Origin of the sequence: Pseudoxanthomonas sp. LjRoot125, from assembly GCF_964252705.1 — a bacterium.
GTDB lineage: Bacteria > Pseudomonadota > Gammaproteobacteria > Xanthomonadales > Xanthomonadaceae > Pseudoxanthomonas_A.
The window spans coordinates 184307-199778 of record NZ_CAXUOY020000002.1; the positions used below are offsets into that span (position 1 = coordinate 184307).

Here is a 15472-nt window from a genome sequence, read left to right on the forward strand (position 1 = left end):
GACGCCATTGGCGATGGGGCTCCGCGATAGCAATGTTGCTTGCCGTGTTGGTTCTGGCTTTCCGGGGGCCATTGGCGGACATGCTGTGGCCCGAAACGCGGGTGCAGGCATTGCTCGACCAGGCCGGTCGCGCACTGGCCGACGGGCGTCTTGACGCCGATGATGGCACCGGCGCACGGCAGCTGTACGAAGCCGCGCAAGCCCTCGATACCGACCGCAACGAGGCGGCCGTCGGCCTGCGGCGCGTGGCATCGGCGGCCTTGCAACAGGCTTCGACGGCACTTGAACAGAACCGCTTCGAGGAGGCGCGGGCGCGTCTGGACCTCGCGCGGGAGCTGCAGGTACCGCGCGCGCAGGCGGATGCGTTCGCGGCGCGAGTACGTGCCCGTGAGGCTGAACACGCCGGTCTCGATGGCGTGCTGCAGGCGGCAACGCAAGCGCACGCGGCCGGCCATCTGGTCGGCGGCGAAGATGCCGCGCTTCCGCTCTACCAGCGGGTTCTGACGCTGCAGCCGACACGCCTGGAAGCACTGGAAGGTCGCGAAGACGCATTGTCGGATCTGCTGCAGGAGGCAGGTCGACGCTTGGCGCGCCATGAGCTGGGAGAAGCCTCCACGCTGATCGGCCAGGCGCAGGTGTTCGATCCAGGGCATGTCGACCTGCCTCAGGCGCAGGCCGCGCTCGCGACGGCACTCGAGTCGCGTCGTCGGGCGGCCGCGCGCGATATCGCCAAGGGGAGACTGGTTCCCGCGCGCGCAGGTTATGAGGCGGTCCTGGCCGCGATGCCGGACGATGCAGCGGCGCGCCAGGGTCTTGAGCAGGTGGGCGCGGCCCACGCTGCGCTCGCGGAGCGGCAGGCTGCGGATTTTCATTTCGAGCAAGCCAGGCGCGAACTGTCGGAGGCGCGCGCGCTCGCGCCGCAATCTCAGCGCGTGGCGCAAGCGGAGCAAGCCGTTACCCGTGCGGAACAGGCGCGTGGCCGGCTAGGTACTGCTCTGCCGGCGCGCGAGCGTGACCGCCGCGTACAGGCATTGCTGGCCGCGATGGCAGATGCCGAGGCCAAGGGCCAATGGCTCACGCCGCCCGGCGAAAGCGCCTACGACAAGCTGCGCGCCGCACAAGCGCTCGCGCCGGATGCAGCCGTGGTCCAACAAGCATCGGCTCGCCTGTTGCCCGCCGTGCGCAGCTGCTATGAAGACGAACTGCGCGCCAATCGCATTCGCCGCGCGCAAGCCTGCCAGCAGGCGTGGCAAACGCTCCAGCCGCGCGATGCGGGCTTGCCCGACGCAAAGCGGCGATTGGCCGAGAAGTGGATCGCCGTGGGGAGCGAGCGACTGGGGGCCGGCGATGTCGCGTTCGCAGTACAGGCCCTGAGCGAGGCGCAGCGTCTCGATACGCAGGCATCAGGATTGGATGCGTTCGCAGAACGCGTCAAAACCGCGAAGGTTGGGCAGACGCCGTAGCGCGCAACACCAAGCGCCATGACGGACAGATGGGGCCTCAATAAGTGTGACTGCAAAAGCACACATCTGCGTCGACGAATGACCTAGCATCGCCATACGCCCTCGGCATGGAGCCTTTATGCGCGTATCGCTGCTCGCGACGATGCTTCCGCTCGCGCTATCTCTGTCGTCCTGCACGCCATTCGGAAACGATGCGGGTTCGCGCCCGCCCCTGACTCAACGCAATCCACATCCCGTGCGGGCATATCGCGTCACCTTGAAACTGGATGATGCGCCGGGCCCTTTCCGAGCGGTCGAGGGCCTTGCCAATTACACGGCAAAGTACCGTGATGAACCCATCAGGATCTGCGGATACATGGCCGGAGGGGTCGGCGCCTTTATTCCCTTGAGCTGGAGCGAGTCCTTCCAGCTGAAGAAGACCTCGGACGACACCTACGAGGGCGTGGTCCATGCGGACGCGGTGCTGGACGAGGACTACAACGGCGAAGGCGTCTGTCACTGGGAGATGATCGAAGTTCGGGCCCGGCTGCGAGCGAACGACAACCAGACCGACACGCGGTTTGCGCCGTTCCTGTCGATGTGGTCCGGCCTTACGGAGAAATCGGAGGAGCGATATTTCTGGAAGGGGATGTACGCCAACCCCGACTTCAGCAACCACACAAGCTTTGGGCAGACCGACTCTAGGAAGATCAATCGTAGCCAGGATGAGTTATTTGTGATCACCATAGCTATCAGCGAGATTCGGCCATGACCGTCTCAAAACAGCAGTATGCGGGTCTTGCTGCCGACTCATACGAAAAGCGCGTGTCCGGCGCGACTCGTCCCGTAGATGAGAGGCCCGTCCTCATCGACGGCGTTCAGTTCAAGATTCGAGAGTGCTACGACAACCCGACGACTGGATATCAGGGGACGATTTATCAGCGTACAGATACGGGAGAGGTCGTCGTCGCCCACCGCGGTACCGAATTCGATCGCGAAGCCAAGCAGGATGGCTTGATAGCGGATGGTGGCATGGTGTTGGGTCGCGTCAACCCGCAAGCCAAGGAGGCCATCGCGCTGACTCAGCGGGCTCAAGACTATGCAAATAGATATGGCGAAGAGAATCGGGTCCCACCGCCCGAAGTCACCGTCACCGGTCACTCCCTCGGCGGCACGCTGGCGCAGATCGCAGCGCATCGCTTCCACTTGCGTGGAGAGGCTTTCAATCCCTACGGCACTGTCAGTCTCGACTACGGCGTGCCAGAGGGCGGTGAGCGCTTCATCAATCATGTGATGGCCGGCGATACCGTGAGTGCGGCCAGCCCCCAGTACGGGCAGGTCCGCATGTACGCCAAGCTGGGCGAAGTGGCCGCCGTGACAGCCGCGGGGTATGGCCGGTTCAACCCGATTCCCGACAGCCCTCTGACCGCCACCGCCCTGACCATGGGGGCGGCCGGATCGCACAACATGGACAACTTCCTCGACATCGACGGCAAGCAGAAGCCGGATCGGTCCGTACTGAGTGATCCCGCCAGCCGGCAGCTTGCCCAGGACCACGCTGCGATATTCAGCGCTTACCGCAATGACGTACGCCTGATGCGGGGCGGCATGAGTACGGTGGGGGACGCTTCAATGGAGATGGCGCGGCGTACGGTGCCGGTCCCGGAAAGCGAAGCGGCTGCTCGCGCGGAGGGCCTCAGGGAGCAGTGGGCCGATCTGCCCAGGCAGATGAAAGCGGGCAACAGCGCCGACCAGTCGATAGGCGTCCTGCGCGCGCCGCCCGCCGATGCCAAGCCCGGCGAGTTGTTCCAGTACTTGCACGCGAGCCTTAGGAGCGGCGACCCGATCACCATCGATCGGGGACTCTCCAGCATTGCAGCGACCGATCTCGGCCGCGAGTTCCGTGCCGACATCAATGCGCATGTCGATCGGCAAGAGCAGCATGCTGCTAGGCAATGGGCAGAGCAACAACAGGAGCAACAGCGCGCTATCCAGGTCGCGCCCCGCAGTCATTGAAGGAAGGACGAACCGGCATATGGATATGGAGAAGCTTCAAACATTGCTGCTGCAAACGGCCGAAGTGCTGGAGCAGTTTCGTCGGCAGAGCGAGCAGGCCAACCAGCGGCATCATCAGAGTGGACAGCAGTTGCAACAGCTGGCGGACACCGTGCCTACCATTCTCCGTAACGCGGCGGATGGCAGTTTCTCCGCGTTGGCCGCGCAGATTCGGCAGGAAATCGGGAGAGGGCTGGGTCAGACGGTCGATGGCGTACAGCAGGCAATGCAGGAAGCAGGCCAACAGCTCTCGCGCAGTAGTGATCAATCCCGCCTCGCAGCCGGGCAGTTGGACCGTGTCAGCCGTGCCCTGTGGCTATCCACCGCGTGTTCCATCGTGCTGCTGATGGTGGCAGCCGGTGCTGGCGCATGGTTGTCGAGCCACTACTACGATGAGATTCGCCGCAACCAGATCTCTGCGGACCTGCTGCGTGCCTATGACGCGGCTGACGTCACACTGTGCGACGGTGCGTTGTGCGCCAATGTCGATGTGTCTGCGAGGGGTGTGGGGAGCGAGCAGCAGTACAGGCCGGTGCGCCCCCGCAAGCCCTGACGTGGGCAACGGGCGCAGGCGCCGGGGAAATGCACTCAGTCCAGGAAAACGCGTCGCACCACGTCGCGCGCTGCGTCAAGTGAGAAGTGTTGGCGTATGTTCTCGCGTCCGTTCACCGACATGCGCTCCCACAGCGGTGCGTCCTCGTACAGGCGAATCACCGCGGCGGCGAAGGCATCGGCGGCCTCTGCGACGAGTACGTCATGTCCGTCCACGAGATGCATGCCTTCGACCGCGCAGGGCGTCGCCACCACGGGTTGGCCATGCGCCATGCTCAGGTTCACCTTGCCCTTCACGCCGGCGCCGAAGCGCAGCGGCGCGACGGCGATGCGGGCGCCTTCCATGTAGGGCGTGATATCCGGCACGTGTCCGTGCACGACGATGCCCGGCTGGTCCTGCAGTGCGCGAACCTCCGCCGGAGGCTCGGCACCAATGCAGTGGAAGCGAAGGCCGGGTAGCCGGGCGCGGATACGAGGGAAGATGTCACGGCCGAACCACAACACGGCGTCGACATTCGGCGGATGGCGGAAACCCCCGACGAACACGATGTCTTCGCGCTGAGCGAAGGGTGCGCCACCATCTGCGAGTTCGTGCAGGTTCGACAGTACGTCGACCTGCGCCGTGGGCAGCAGCGCGGACAGCATGTCGCGCTCCGCAGGACTGACGACCAGCGTCGTGTCCGCCTTGCGCATCAGCGCGAGCTCGCGTTCCCGCGTCTTCTGTGCGCTGCGGCGAAGCGTCTCATCGTCGGCCACATCCGCCCCGCGCGCTTCGCGAAGGAAATGCAGGTCCACGGTGTCGAACACGATCCGTGCCTGCGGTGCGAACCGGCGCACCAGCGGCAGGAACTCGGCGGCGACGTAGTGGCGGGACAGCACCACCACGTCGAAGCGTGGGCCGTGTTCGCGCAGCCAGGATGCCACGCTACTGACGAACGGCGCATGCCAGGTTTCGACGCCATGCTGGCGGAGCGCTGCGGTATCGCCACCGGCATGGTGCAGGTCCGCCGGCAGGAAGACCACATGCACGCCCTCACCGATCAGCATGCGCATGAGGTTGGCCATGCGCAGCGATGCGGAATCATGCTGGGGTCGAGGCGTTTCGGAATCCACGATGAGCACTTGCCGTCGCCCGCGAGCCAGCATGGCCGGCGAGGGCAGCGTGCCCGCCGCCGGTTGCCGAGTGAGCGCGTCGGCCCACTTCTGCGCGAATACGCCGCGGTTGCGAACCTGGTAGGCCTTCGCGCCGCTCCCGGTATCGGTGCCGGCGGTAATGCCTTCCAGATGCACCACGCGCGAGGCGGGCTGGTAGAGCACGCGATGGCCGCAAGCGCGCACGGCGAACGCGAGATCGGTGTCTTCGTAGTAGGCCGGCGCGTAGCGTGTGTCGAAGCCGCCGATCTCGCGGAACAGCGCGGTGGGCAGCATGATGGCCGCGCCGGAGCAGTAGTCCGCATCGCGCACACTGGTGTAGCGCGGGTCGTCGGGCGACTCGAAGCGCCCGTAGTTCCATGCCGATCCGTCGTCGAAGACCACGCCGCCCGCTTCCTGCAATCGGCCATCGGGGTAGACCAGCTGCGCACCGACAAGGCCTGCTTCGGACCAGGCCCCGAACGTGTCGAGCAGCGCATCCAGCCAGCCCGGTTGCGGGAAGGTGTCGTTGTTGAGGAAGACGAGGTAGGTGCCGCGAGCCAGCGCAGCCCCGTCGTTGCACGCGGCGATGAAGCCGCCATTGGTGGCGCGCAGGTGGTAGCGCAGCCCGTCGATCGCGTGCATCCATGCATGGGTTTCGTCCTGCGATCCATCGTCGACGACGATGATTTCGCAGGCGGCCGTCGGCGGATGCTCGGCCAATGCGCGCAGGCAGCCCAGCGTATGCAGGGCCTGGTTGTAGACCGGGATCACGATGCTGACGCGTGGTGCGTCGCTGGATGGAACCGTGAACGGTGCGAACGCCGCCTCGGCGGGGCGGTAGAGCGCGCCGGGCGGAAGCCTCGGATGCTGCGCGAACTGGCGTCTTACCCGCGCCCAGGTCGCCGAGAGGCCCCGCGTGCGCAGGCTGGCCAGCCCGCGCCGGAACAAGCCGCGGGTGCGTTCCAGCATGAAGCGCAGGTCCGCCCACGACATCGACATTCCGTTGCAACTCCAGCTGAGTGAGGGGGCCTGTGGGCCGGGCGCGCCCTTGGCGGCTGCGCTAGACTCGCCCGAATTCCCATTGTCGCATCCCCTGTGGCCCGCAACGACTACGACGACGAAGCGCTGGACGAAGACGACATCGACGACGGTGACGGCAGCCCGCCGGTCTGGCGGCAACGCCTGCTGAGCTGGGGACTGGCGGCGGCGGGGCTGGGTCTCGGTTTCCTGATCCCCTATACGCTCTATCTGAACCACCAGGTCACCCAGCGTTTCGGCGAACTGCAATGGCAGATCCCGACGCGCGTGTACGCGCGCCCGCTGCAGTTGGCGCCGGGGCTGGCGATGGATGCGCAGACGCTGAAGACCGAGCTGGATGCCGCGTCCTATCGCGACGATGGCACCGGACAGAGTCCGGGCACGTACGTGCGCGAAGGTGGGCGATTCACGATCTCCAGCCGCGGTTACGTCGATGTCGATGGTCGCGTGGCGCCGCGTCGCCTCCAGGTGAGCCTGTCGGGTGGCCGCGTGGCCGCCGTGCGCGACATCACGCGCAAGCAGTCGTTGAAGGCGGCACGATTGGATCCCGCACGCATCGCGACGCTGTACGGACAGAAGCAGGAAGAGCGGCGCCTGGTACGGCTGGAAGAAGTGCCGGACCTGCTGGTGACCGGCTTGCAGGCGGTCGAGGATCGCGACTTCAAGGACCACCACGGCATCGACCTGTCGGGCATGGTGCGCGCGGCATGGCTGCTGGTGAAGTCCGGCGGCGACACCCGCCAGGGCGCCAGCACGCTGACCCAGCAGCTCGCACGCAGTGGTTTGCTGGGCATCGGCAAGGAACAGACGCCGACCCGCAAGTTCAACGAGATCCTCTATGCGCTGATCCTGGAGGCGCGCTACGACAAGCGCACGATCCTGGAGGCGTACTTCAACCAGGTGTACCTGGGGCAGCGCGGCAGCCAGGCCATCCATGGCGTCGCGGCGGGTGCGGAGTTCTGGTTCGGTCGCGACCTGGACAGCCTGAGCACCGAGCAGGTGGCGTTGCTGATCGGCATGGTGAAGGGGCCGTCGTACTACGACCCGCGCCGCAATCCGGAGCGTGCGAAGGAGCGTCGCGATTACGCGCTGCTGAAGCTGCACGAGACCGGCCTGATCGACGATGCCGAGTACAAGCGTGCGCTGGCCGCCCCGCTGGGCGTGACCAAAACGCCGGGCATGGCCGCGGCGAACCGTTTCCCCGCCTACGTGGACCTCGTGCGTCGGCAGCTGGCGCGCGATTACCCCGAGAGCGCGCTGCAGGGCGCGGGCCTGACCGTGCTGACCGGCATGTCGCCGTCCGCGCAGGCTTATGCGGAAGCGTCGGTGACGCGAACGGTGAAAGCGCTGGAGAACAAGCGCCGACCGCCGTTGCAGGCCGGCATGGTGGTCACCGACGTGCACGACGGTGATGTGCTCGCCGTGGTCGGCAGCCGCAATGTGTCCGAACAGGGCTTCAACCGCGCGGTGGAAGCGCAGCGTCCGGTGGGATCGTTGCTCAAGCCGTTCGTCTACCTGCTCGCGCTCGCGCAACCCGACGAGTATTCGCTTGCCAGCTGGGTCGACGACTCACCGGTGACCGTGCAGCTCGGCAAGAACAAGCGCTGGACACCGGCCAATTCGGACCGCCGCAGCCACGGCACCGTGCGCCTGGTCGATGCGCTGGCGCAGTCGTACAACCAGGCCACCGTCCGCGTGGGCATGAAGGTCGAACCGGACCGCCTGGCGCAGTTGATCCGCGTACTGGCCGGCATCCAGGCCGAGCCGAATCCGGCGCTGATCCTCGGGTCCACCGACCAGAGCCCGTATGCGATGGCGCAGCTGTACCAGTTCCTGGCGTCCGGCGGCGAAATCCAGCCGCTGCACGCGGTGCGTGGCGTGCTCGATCCGAATGGCAAGCTGCTCAAGCGCTACGACAAAACGCCGGCGCCGGCGCAGGAAGGCGATTCCATTGCCGCGAACCTGATCACCGTCGCGCTGCAGCAGGTGGTGTCCAACGGGACCGGCCGGCAGTTGCTCGGCGACGGCCTTGGCCGCCTGCAGTCCGCGGGCAAGACCGGCACCAGCAACGATGGTCGCGACAGCTGGTACGCCGGCTACACCGGCGATCACCTGGCCGTGGTGTGGATGGGCAACGACAAGAACGAGCAGACCGGCCTGTACGGCGCGACCGGCGCGATGCGCGTGTGGTCGGGCCTGTTCGCACGCCTGCCGAGCGCGCCGCTCAAGGCCTCGGGCAAGGGCCTGGACTGGCAGTGGGTGGTGTCGTCGAACAGCACCGACCCGGGTTGCCCGGGTGCGCGCCAGCTGCCGTTCGTGTCCGGCTTCGCGCCGGCCTACGCGGCCTGCGTGGTCGAACAGCCGCCGCTCGAAGGCGAAGAGGCCGACAGCGGTGGCGGCTGGCGCAGCTGGTTCGGCCTGGACCGCAAAGAAGAAGCACCACCGCCCCAGGATCCTCCCCCGCAGCAGCCATGATGATGAAGTACGCCGTTCCCCTGTTGCTGCTCGTCCTCGCCGGTTGCGCCTCCGCACCGGCGCCCGAACCCCCCGCCGCGAACGATCCGGTCACGCCCGAGCAGCGCGTGGCCGCCGTCCGTGCCGCTGCCGGCGCCGACGATCGCGAGCTGGCCGTGCAGCCGCTGCGCGATCCCGAAGTCGACGACCTGCGCGAGGACGCGCAGCGTGCGATCGCCGCGCGCGATCTGGCCGCCGCGGCGACTGCGCTCGACCGCGCGGTCGCGATCGTGCCGGAAGATCCTGCCATCCTGCAGGAGCGTGCCGAGCTGGCCCTGCTGCAAGGCGACTACGCCCGCGCCGACGCGTTGGCACAGCGTGCCTTCGAACTGGGGTCGCGGGTCGGTCCGCTGTGCCGGCAGCACTGGGAAACCGTGCGCCAGGTACGCCAGCACCAGCGGGCGGTGCTGCCCCCGCTCCCGGTCCGGCATACCCCGGAAGATGCCGCCCAATATGCGGCACGCGCCGCCACCCAGGATGCGTCCATCGGTGACGCCGAGCGCCAGCGCGATGCCTGCACGGTGCCGGTGATCGAGCGCATGTAAGGCACGGGTCGGTCGCGACGCGGTACCCTTGCCGTCGCAACCGCCCGATGTTTCCCCGATGTCCCAGCTCGCCCAGGCCAGCCGCGACGCCCTCAGCGAGGGTGGCGCACTGGCGGACCGCCTCGACGCCTTCGTACCCCGCGACGCCCAGCAGCGCCTGACGGCGGCGATCGCCGACGCCTTCGATGCGCGCGACGTGCTGCTGGCCGAAGCCGGCACCGGGACGGGCAAGACCTTCGCGTACCTCGTGCCTGCGCTGCTGTCGGGGCTGAAGACGATCATCTCCACCGGCACGCGCGCGCTGCAGGACCAGCTGTACCACCGCGACCTGCCGCGCGTGCGCGATGCATTGGGTGTGTCGGGGCTGAAATCGGCGCTGCTGAAGGGGCGCAGCAACTACCTCTGCCGCTATCGCCTCAACCAGGCCAAGGGCGATCCACAGACCCTACGCACCACCTTCACCAGCCGCGAGCAGGTGGACCAGTTCCAGCGCATCGTCGCGTGGGGTGGCCGCACGCAGTTCGGCGACATGGCCGAACTCGCCGCATTGCCGGACGATTCGCCGTTGGTGCCGTTGGTCACATCGACTATCGACAACTGCCTGGGCAGCGAGTGCCCGTTCTGGGACGACTGCTTCGTCGTGCAGGCGCGGCAGCGCGCGCAGGCGGCGGACATCGTGGTGGTGAACCACCATCTGCTGCTGGCCGATCTCGCGCTCAAGCAGGAGGGCTTCGGTGAAATCCTGCCGGGTGCGCAGGCCTTCGTGATCGACGAAGCGCACCAGCTGCCCGAACTGGCGGCGAACTTCTTCGGCGAAGGCTTCGGCATGCGTCCGCTGCAGGAGCTGGCGCGCGACTGCCTGGCCGAGTGCAAGGACGTCGCCGGTGCGTTGTCCGCCCTCCAAACGCCGGTGCGTGCCTTGGAACAGGCCTTGCGCGAGGCACGCGCGGCGATGGAAGGCATGCCCGCGCGCGGTACGCGCGAGCGCTTGCTGGCCAAGCCCGAGGTGGCGGCCGGATTCGACGCCATCGAGCACGCGCTCGCCGAGCTGTCCGCCGCGCTGGCGCCGCTGGCGCCGGCATCCCTGGGACTCGAAGCCTGCGCTGCGCGCGCCACCGAGTTCGCCAAGCGACTGTCGCGCTGGCATGCCGCGCCGACCGGTAGCGGGGCGTTCGACGATACGGAGGCTGCATCCCACGCCGACGAGGGCGATGTGCTCTGGTACGAACTCACGCCGCGCGCATTCCGCTGCCAGCGCACGCCGCTGGATGTGTCCGGCCCGCTGCGCCAGCATCGCGAGCAGTCGCGGGCGGCCTGGGTGTTCACCTCGGCGACGCTCGCCGTCGGCGGTCGCTTCGACCACCTGGCGCTGCGCCTCGGCCTGGAAGATCCGCCGACGCTGTTGCAACCCAGCCCGTTCGACTGGCCGCACCAGGCGCTCTGCTACCTGCCGACAGGCCTGCCCGATCCGAATGCGCCCGCGTTCGGGAAGGCGTTGATCGCGACGTTGCGGCCGGTGCTGGAAGCATCGCAGGGCCGGGCCTTCCTGCTGTTCGCCTCGCACCGCGCGCTGCGCGAGGCCGCCGACGCATTGCGCGGCGGGCCCTGGCCGCTGTTCGTGCAGGGTGAAGCACCGCGCGGCACGCTGCTGCAGCGGTTCCGGGAGTCCGGCAACGGCGTGCTGTTGGGTGCGGCGAGTTTCCGCGAGGGCGTCGACGTGGTCGGCGATACCTTGAGCGTCGTCGTCGTGGACAAGCTGCCGTTCGCCGCGCCGGACGATCCGGTGTTCGAAGCCCGCCTGGAAGCAGTGCGCCGCGCCGGTGGCAATCCGTTCCGCGACGAACAACTGCCGCAGGCCGTCATCGCGCTCAAGCAGGCGGTCGGCCGCCTGATCCGCAGCGAGACCGATCGCGGCGTGCTGGTGCTGTGCGATCCGCGCCTGACCGGCAAGCCTTATGGCCGCATTTTCCTGGATTCGCTGCCGCCCTTCGCACGTACGCAACGGGTGCAGGACGTGCAGGGATTCTTCGGCGCCGCGATCAGCGAGGACGAGGTGGCCGCGAAGGCGCCGACCGCCGACGACTGGTTCGCCGACGCCCGGTTCTGAGCCGCACGGGTATCCTTGTCCCATGAACACCGGTCGCCCCGCATGAAACTGCTCGCCTTCGAAACCGCCACCGAGGCCTGTTCCGTCGCTGTCTACGTCGATGGCGAGGTGCGTGAGCGCTTCGAGATCGCGCCGCGTCGCCATGCGGAGCTCGCGTTGCCATGGGCCGAACAGCTGTTGGCCGAGGCCGGCCTCGCGCGCTCGCAACTCGATGCGGTGGCGCTGAGTCGCGGCCCTGGCGCTTTCACTGGCGTGCGCCTGGCGATTGCGATCGCGCAGGGCATCGCGTTGGCACTCGATCGCCCGTTGCTGGCGATTTCCACGCTTGCCGTGCTGGCCGCGCGGGTGCCGCCGCCCGCGGTGCTGGCGGGCGAGGGCGGCTGCGACGTGGGCGCGCCTCACGCCATCCTCGCGGCCATCGATGCGCGGATGGGCGAGATCTACACCGGCACCTTCGTCCGCCAGGGCGACGGCCTGCAGGCGACGACTGATGAAACCGTCATCGCGCCGGCCGAGTACCGCTTGCCCGGCGACGCCGTGGGCTGGATCGGCGTGGGCACCGGCTTCGCCGCGGCCGAAGGCGCGCTGGCGACATCGCTGCAGGCGCGCTTCGCCCGTATCGATGCGCACGCACTGCCGCACGCCGCCGACCTGGCGCACCTGGCCGTGGACGCCTGGCATCGCGGGGAAGCCATCGCGCCCGAGCGCGTCGAACCGGCCTACCTGCGCAACAACGTCGCCCTGACCCTGGAAGAACAGAAAGCCCTGCGCGCCCGAGGCTAAGGCGGCGTCCCGGAGGGGTGCCGTCGGTCAGGGTTGACGGCTTCCGTTCCAACTGTACTATGTGTGTTAGTACAGTTGCCTGGAGGCTGCCATGGCCCGCACGACCCCGTTGATGTTGCAGATCGCCACCGGCGATCCACGGCCCATCGTTCGCCAGATCGTCGATGGCGTGCGCATGCAGATCGCCACCGGCGGGTTGCGGGCGGGCGACCAGTTGCCCAGCGTGCGCGGCCTGGCCCAGCAGTTGGCCATCAACCCCAACACGGTGGCCAAGGCCTATGCCGAGCTCACCACGGAAGGGTGGCTGGAATCGCGCCAGGGCATGGGCCTGTATGTGGCCGCACCGCGCCAGCGGCTGTCCGATGCCGAGCGCGAGCGCCGGCTCGATGACGCCGTCGGCCGCTTCGTCAACGACGTGATCCCGCTCGACTTCGCCGCCGACGAGGTGGAATCGCGCGTATCGCACGCCCTGCGCCGCCTGGCGCCGCGCCGCATCGCCTGAGCCGGGAGCCCGACATGTCCGATGACTATGTGATCGAAACCCGGGCGCTGACCCGACGCTATGGCGCGAAGCTCGCGCTGGACCACCTGGACTTGGCGATTCCGCGCGGGCGCATCCACGCGATCGTCGGTGCGAACGGCGCGGGCAAGTCGACGCTGTTCCGCATCCTGCTGGGATTCCTGCCACCGACGTCCGGCACGGCGAACATCCTGGGCCGCGACAGCCAGCGACTATTGCCCGCCGATCGCGCGCGCGTCGGCTTCGTCAACGAAGAACACACGCTGCCGGGCTGGATGCGCGTGGAGCAGGTGCGTGCGATGCAGCAGCACCAGTACCCGCGCTGGAACGCGCGCGCCTACGAGGACGTGATCGGCCACTACCACGTGCTGCCGCAGCAGAAGGTCTCGCAGCTGTCGCGCGGCGAGCGCGCCGGGCTCAACCTGGCCCTGGCGCTCGCGCAGACGCCGGAACTGCTGGTGCTCGATGAGCCGACGCTCGGGCTGGACGTGGTCGCCAAGCGCGCCTTCCTCGAATCGTTGATGTACAGCAACGCGGCGGAGCAGTGCACGGTCGTCTACTGCTCGCACCAGATGGAAGAGATCGAGCGCGTCGCGGACAACCTCATCATCCTCGAACGGGGACAGTTGAAGAACATGTCCGCGCCGGAAGACTTCACCTCGCGCGTGGCGTTGTGGGTGGCCGACATCCCCTTCAAGGGACCCGATCCGCAGAGCGTGCCCGGTCTGCTGGAAGTGCAGCGCCTGGACGGATTGCACCACTACCTGGTGCTCGACCAGGACGAAAGCTTCGCCGACTACCTGCGCGCGCAGGGTGCGCGCTCCATCCGCAGCATGCCGGTGAGCCTGGACCGCGCGGTCAACGGCTTCCTGGCCAAGAACCACGCCGCGCCGGCCGCCGCCTGAGGAACGACCCCATGTACGACTTCTTCAAGAGCGAACTGATCCGCTTCCGCGGCTGGGCCCTGTTGGCGGCCATCGTGCACCTGCTCGCGCTGGCCTTCATGGCACGGGTGGTGGACCTGGCCCAGCAACCGCTGGTGGTGCACCGGGTGATCGGTGGCGTATACGCACTGTGCGGGCTGCTGCTCGGGCTGTACCAGATGGGCAGCTACCGCAAGCCCAGCCAGTGGTTGAGCCTGTTGCACCGGCCGATGGCGCCGGCGCGGGTGGCGTTCGCCCTCGCCGCGGCCGCGGCGGTACTGCTCACCGTTGCCGTGGCGCTGCCCTTGCTGCTGGTTGCGCTCTGGCAGCACGCGCTGACGCCGCGCGTGGTCGACCTGCGCCACTGGCTGCTGCCGTTGTCGGGCGCGCTGATCGCGACGGCCGCGTATCTGGCGGGAGCGTTCTGCAGCTTGCGCGGATGGCGTTGGGCCGGTGCAGCGCTGGTGCTGCTGGTCTGGTTGCTGGTCAGCCGTGCCTACGGTTTCGGGATGATCGCGATCGAGCTGATCGTGATGGCCTGGCTGGCGGTGCTGCTGCGCGTGGCGTTCGTCGCCGACCTGGACTCGCCGCCGCGCGGACTGTTCGCCACGGCCGCCGTCGCCCTGCCGCTGCAGGTCGCGGTCCATGTGATGGCGCTCGTGCTGCTGTTCGGCCTGGAGATGCTGTGGATCGCGCAGGGCAGCCATCCGAACAACACCCCGGTGCCGCCCGTGGGGGGGCACAACGAAGTGGAGAAGATGGATCCGCGCGAACGCATGATCGCCGGCCTGCGCGATAGCCAGCATCCGGATGCGCCGTTGTTGCGCGAGCAGATTCGCCTGTCCGAACCCGACGGGCTCGGCGTGCAGGTGCCGAAGCTGCCGCAGTACCAGGAGTTGGGCAATTTCAGGCCGATGGAGTTTGACGACGGCGAACGCCGCGAGCGCTGGGTGTTCAGCCACGACGACATGCGCCTGCATGGTTACCGGCTGGCCGACAACCGCGCGGTGGGTGTCCTCGGCATCGGGGCGGAACAGGCCGCGTTCCCCGCGGTGGTGTTGCCGGGCGATGCGCTTCCGGGCATGGAGCCGGGCGATGCGGTGCTGGTCGGTGGCGACACCCTCTACCAGTACGTGAGCGCCGAGCATCGCGTACTGCCGCGCGTGCGCGTCGACGCGGGCGAAACCCTGATGGGGGGAGGGCCCCTGGGTCAGGGCATCGGCATGCTCAGCGATCGCGCGCTGTACTTCTACGATGCCCGGCCGCTGGTGGAAGGCCAGGGACTGCTGACACCGCGCTTGCGCGTACCGCTGCCGGGCGAGATGGGTGACCTGCGCAACCTGGACCTGGTGGAACTGGTCGATGGCCACCTGATCTCGATCGCATTCTCGGCGCGCTCGCACGCCAGCGATGGCGCCGCACCGACGCAGGTCACGCTGCGCACGCACGATGACGGCCGCATCGAAACCGTGCACCGTCGCGCGCTCGCCTTCGACTATCCGCCGGTATACCGCTACCGCGGCGTGTGGCCCTCGCCGGCGTTGCATGCCATCACGGAAGCCGCGCGCAACCTGTTCGCGCCGCCGCTGCCACTGGACGTCACCCGGCCTGCCGCGATTCCCGCTTCGATGCTGTGGCTTGCGGCGGTGTTGTCGCTGTTGTCGCTGGCCGGCGCGGTGTGGCTGACGGCGCGTTCGCCACTGTCGACGATGGGCCGCTGGGCCTGGGTCGCCGCGTGTGCGGTGATCGGCCTGCCCGCCTTGGCGAGCTTGTGGTTGCTGGTGCCGCGCCGCGAGGACGTCCGCATGCCGCTGCCACAGCCCGCCGCGGCCTGATCGCGCGAATAGCGCCGAGGAGAG

At 68.0% G+C, this 15472-nt stretch carries 12 protein-coding genes; 11 read left to right on the top strand and 1 reads right to left on the bottom strand.

Annotation, left to right across the window (positions count from 1 at the left end):
* Nucleotides 1-32 precede the first annotated feature (32 nt).
* From ACSION_RS16410 to ACSION_RS16425, 4 genes are all read left to right on the top strand, one after another.
* The gene (locus ACSION_RS16410) at nt 33-1463 is read left to right on the top strand and encodes a hypothetical protein (RefSeq protein WP_435306983.1); all 1431 of its coding nucleotides are present in this window, start codon (nt 33-35) and stop codon (nt 1461-1463) included.
* 118 nt (nt 1464-1581) lie between these two features.
* On the top strand, nt 1582-2214 hold the full coding sequence (locus tag ACSION_RS16415) for a hypothetical protein (protein WP_435306871.1): 633 nt from the start codon (nt 1582-1584) through the stop codon (nt 2212-2214).
* Entirely contained in the window at nt 2211-3458 is a 1248-nt protein-coding gene (locus tag ACSION_RS16420) for a lipase family protein (protein ID WP_435306872.1), read from the top strand. The genes ACSION_RS16415 and ACSION_RS16420 overlap by 4 nt, the downstream gene beginning before the upstream one ends.
* Nucleotides 3459-3477: 19 nt before the next feature.
* A complete protein-coding gene (locus ACSION_RS16425; protein ID WP_435306873.1) occupies nt 3478-4050 on the top strand; it encodes a hypothetical protein in 573 nt (190 codons plus the stop codon).
* A 35-nt stretch (nt 4051-4085) separates the two neighbouring features.
* Here the strand turns inward: ACSION_RS16425 and ACSION_RS16430 are convergent, their stop codons facing one another.
* Nucleotides 4086-6182 carry a glycosyltransferase gene (locus ACSION_RS16430; protein WP_435306874.1) on the bottom strand — a complete coding sequence of 699 codons (2097 nt, stop codon included), beginning with the start codon at nt 6180-6182 and terminating at the stop codon, nt 4086-4088.
* A 96-nt stretch (nt 6183-6278) separates the two neighbouring features.
* Here ACSION_RS16430 and mrcB point away from each other — a divergent pair, with 96 nt between their 5' ends.
* From mrcB to ACSION_RS16465, 7 genes are all read left to right on the top strand, one after another.
* Nucleotides 6279-8696, top strand: a complete 2418-nt coding sequence (mrcB, locus tag ACSION_RS16435) for a penicillin-binding protein 1B (protein WP_435306875.1) — start codon at nt 6279-6281, stop codon at nt 8694-8696.
* Nucleotides 8693-9280, top strand: coding sequence for a hypothetical protein (locus tag ACSION_RS16440; RefSeq protein ID WP_435306876.1), 588 nt, complete (start codon nt 8693-8695; stop codon nt 9278-9280). Before mrcB ends, ACSION_RS16440 begins: the two co-directional genes overlap by 4 nt.
* A 58-nt stretch (nt 9281-9338) precedes the next feature.
* Nucleotides 9339-11387, top strand: a complete 2049-nt coding sequence (locus tag ACSION_RS16445) for an ATP-dependent DNA helicase (RefSeq protein ID WP_435306877.1) — start codon at nt 9339-9341, stop codon at nt 11385-11387.
* A 42-nt stretch (nt 11388-11429) separates the two neighbouring features.
* Nucleotides 11430-12170 (top strand): tRNA (adenosine(37)-N6)-threonylcarbamoyltransferase complex dimerization subunit type 1 TsaB, encoded by a 741-nt coding sequence (gene tsaB / locus ACSION_RS16450; RefSeq protein ID WP_435306878.1) that lies wholly within the window; start codon nt 11430-11432, stop codon nt 12168-12170.
* Nucleotides 12171-12261: 91 nt separating this feature from the next.
* Nucleotides 12262-12672 carry a GntR family transcriptional regulator gene (locus ACSION_RS16455; RefSeq protein WP_056879683.1) on the top strand — a complete coding sequence of 137 codons (411 nt, stop codon included), beginning with the start codon at nt 12262-12264 and terminating at the stop codon, nt 12670-12672.
* Between the two features lie 14 nt (nt 12673-12686).
* Nucleotides 12687-13595: an ABC transporter ATP-binding protein gene (locus ACSION_RS16460; protein WP_093487585.1), complete on the top strand. Its 909-nt coding sequence runs from the start codon at nt 12687-12689 to the stop codon at nt 13593-13595.
* Between the two features lie 11 nt (nt 13596-13606).
* Nucleotides 13607-15448: a hypothetical protein gene (locus ACSION_RS16465; RefSeq protein WP_435306879.1), complete on the top strand. Its 1842-nt coding sequence runs from the start codon at nt 13607-13609 to the stop codon at nt 15446-15448.
* Nucleotides 15449-15472: the final 24 nt, after the last annotated feature.

What these genes read in the sequence shown, in the direction of transcription:
- ACSION_RS16410 (WP_435306983.1), top strand. Translation starts at nt 33, where the DNA reads ATGTTGCTTGCCGTGTTGGTTCTGGCTTTCCGGGGGCCATTGGCGGAC.
- ACSION_RS16415 (WP_435306871.1), top strand. Translation starts at nt 1,582, where the DNA reads ATGCGCGTATCGCTGCTCGCGACGATGCTTCCGCTCGCGCTATCTCTG.
- ACSION_RS16420 (WP_435306872.1), top strand. Translation starts at nt 2,211, where the DNA reads ATGACCGTCTCAAAACAGCAGTATGCGGGTCTTGCTGCCGACTCATAC.
- ACSION_RS16425 (WP_435306873.1), top strand. Translation starts at nt 3,478, where the DNA reads ATGGATATGGAGAAGCTTCAAACATTGCTGCTGCAAACGGCCGAAGTG.
- ACSION_RS16430 (WP_435306874.1), bottom strand. Translation starts at nt 6,182, where the DNA reads ATGTCGATGTCGTGGGCGGACCTGCGCTTCATGCTGGAACGCACCCGC.
- ACSION_RS16440 (WP_435306876.1), top strand. Translation starts at nt 8,693, where the DNA reads ATGATGATGAAGTACGCCGTTCCCCTGTTGCTGCTCGTCCTCGCCGGT.
- ACSION_RS16445 (WP_435306877.1), top strand. Translation starts at nt 9,339, where the DNA reads ATGTCCCAGCTCGCCCAGGCCAGCCGCGACGCCCTCAGCGAGGGTGGC.
- tsaB (WP_435306878.1), top strand. Translation starts at nt 11,430, where the DNA reads ATGAAACTGCTCGCCTTCGAAACCGCCACCGAGGCCTGTTCCGTCGCT.
- ACSION_RS16455 (WP_056879683.1), top strand. Translation starts at nt 12,262, where the DNA reads ATGGCCCGCACGACCCCGTTGATGTTGCAGATCGCCACCGGCGATCCA.
- ACSION_RS16460 (WP_093487585.1), top strand. Translation starts at nt 12,687, where the DNA reads ATGTCCGATGACTATGTGATCGAAACCCGGGCGCTGACCCGACGCTAT.
- ACSION_RS16465 (WP_435306879.1), top strand. Translation starts at nt 13,607, where the DNA reads ATGTACGACTTCTTCAAGAGCGAACTGATCCGCTTCCGCGGCTGGGCC.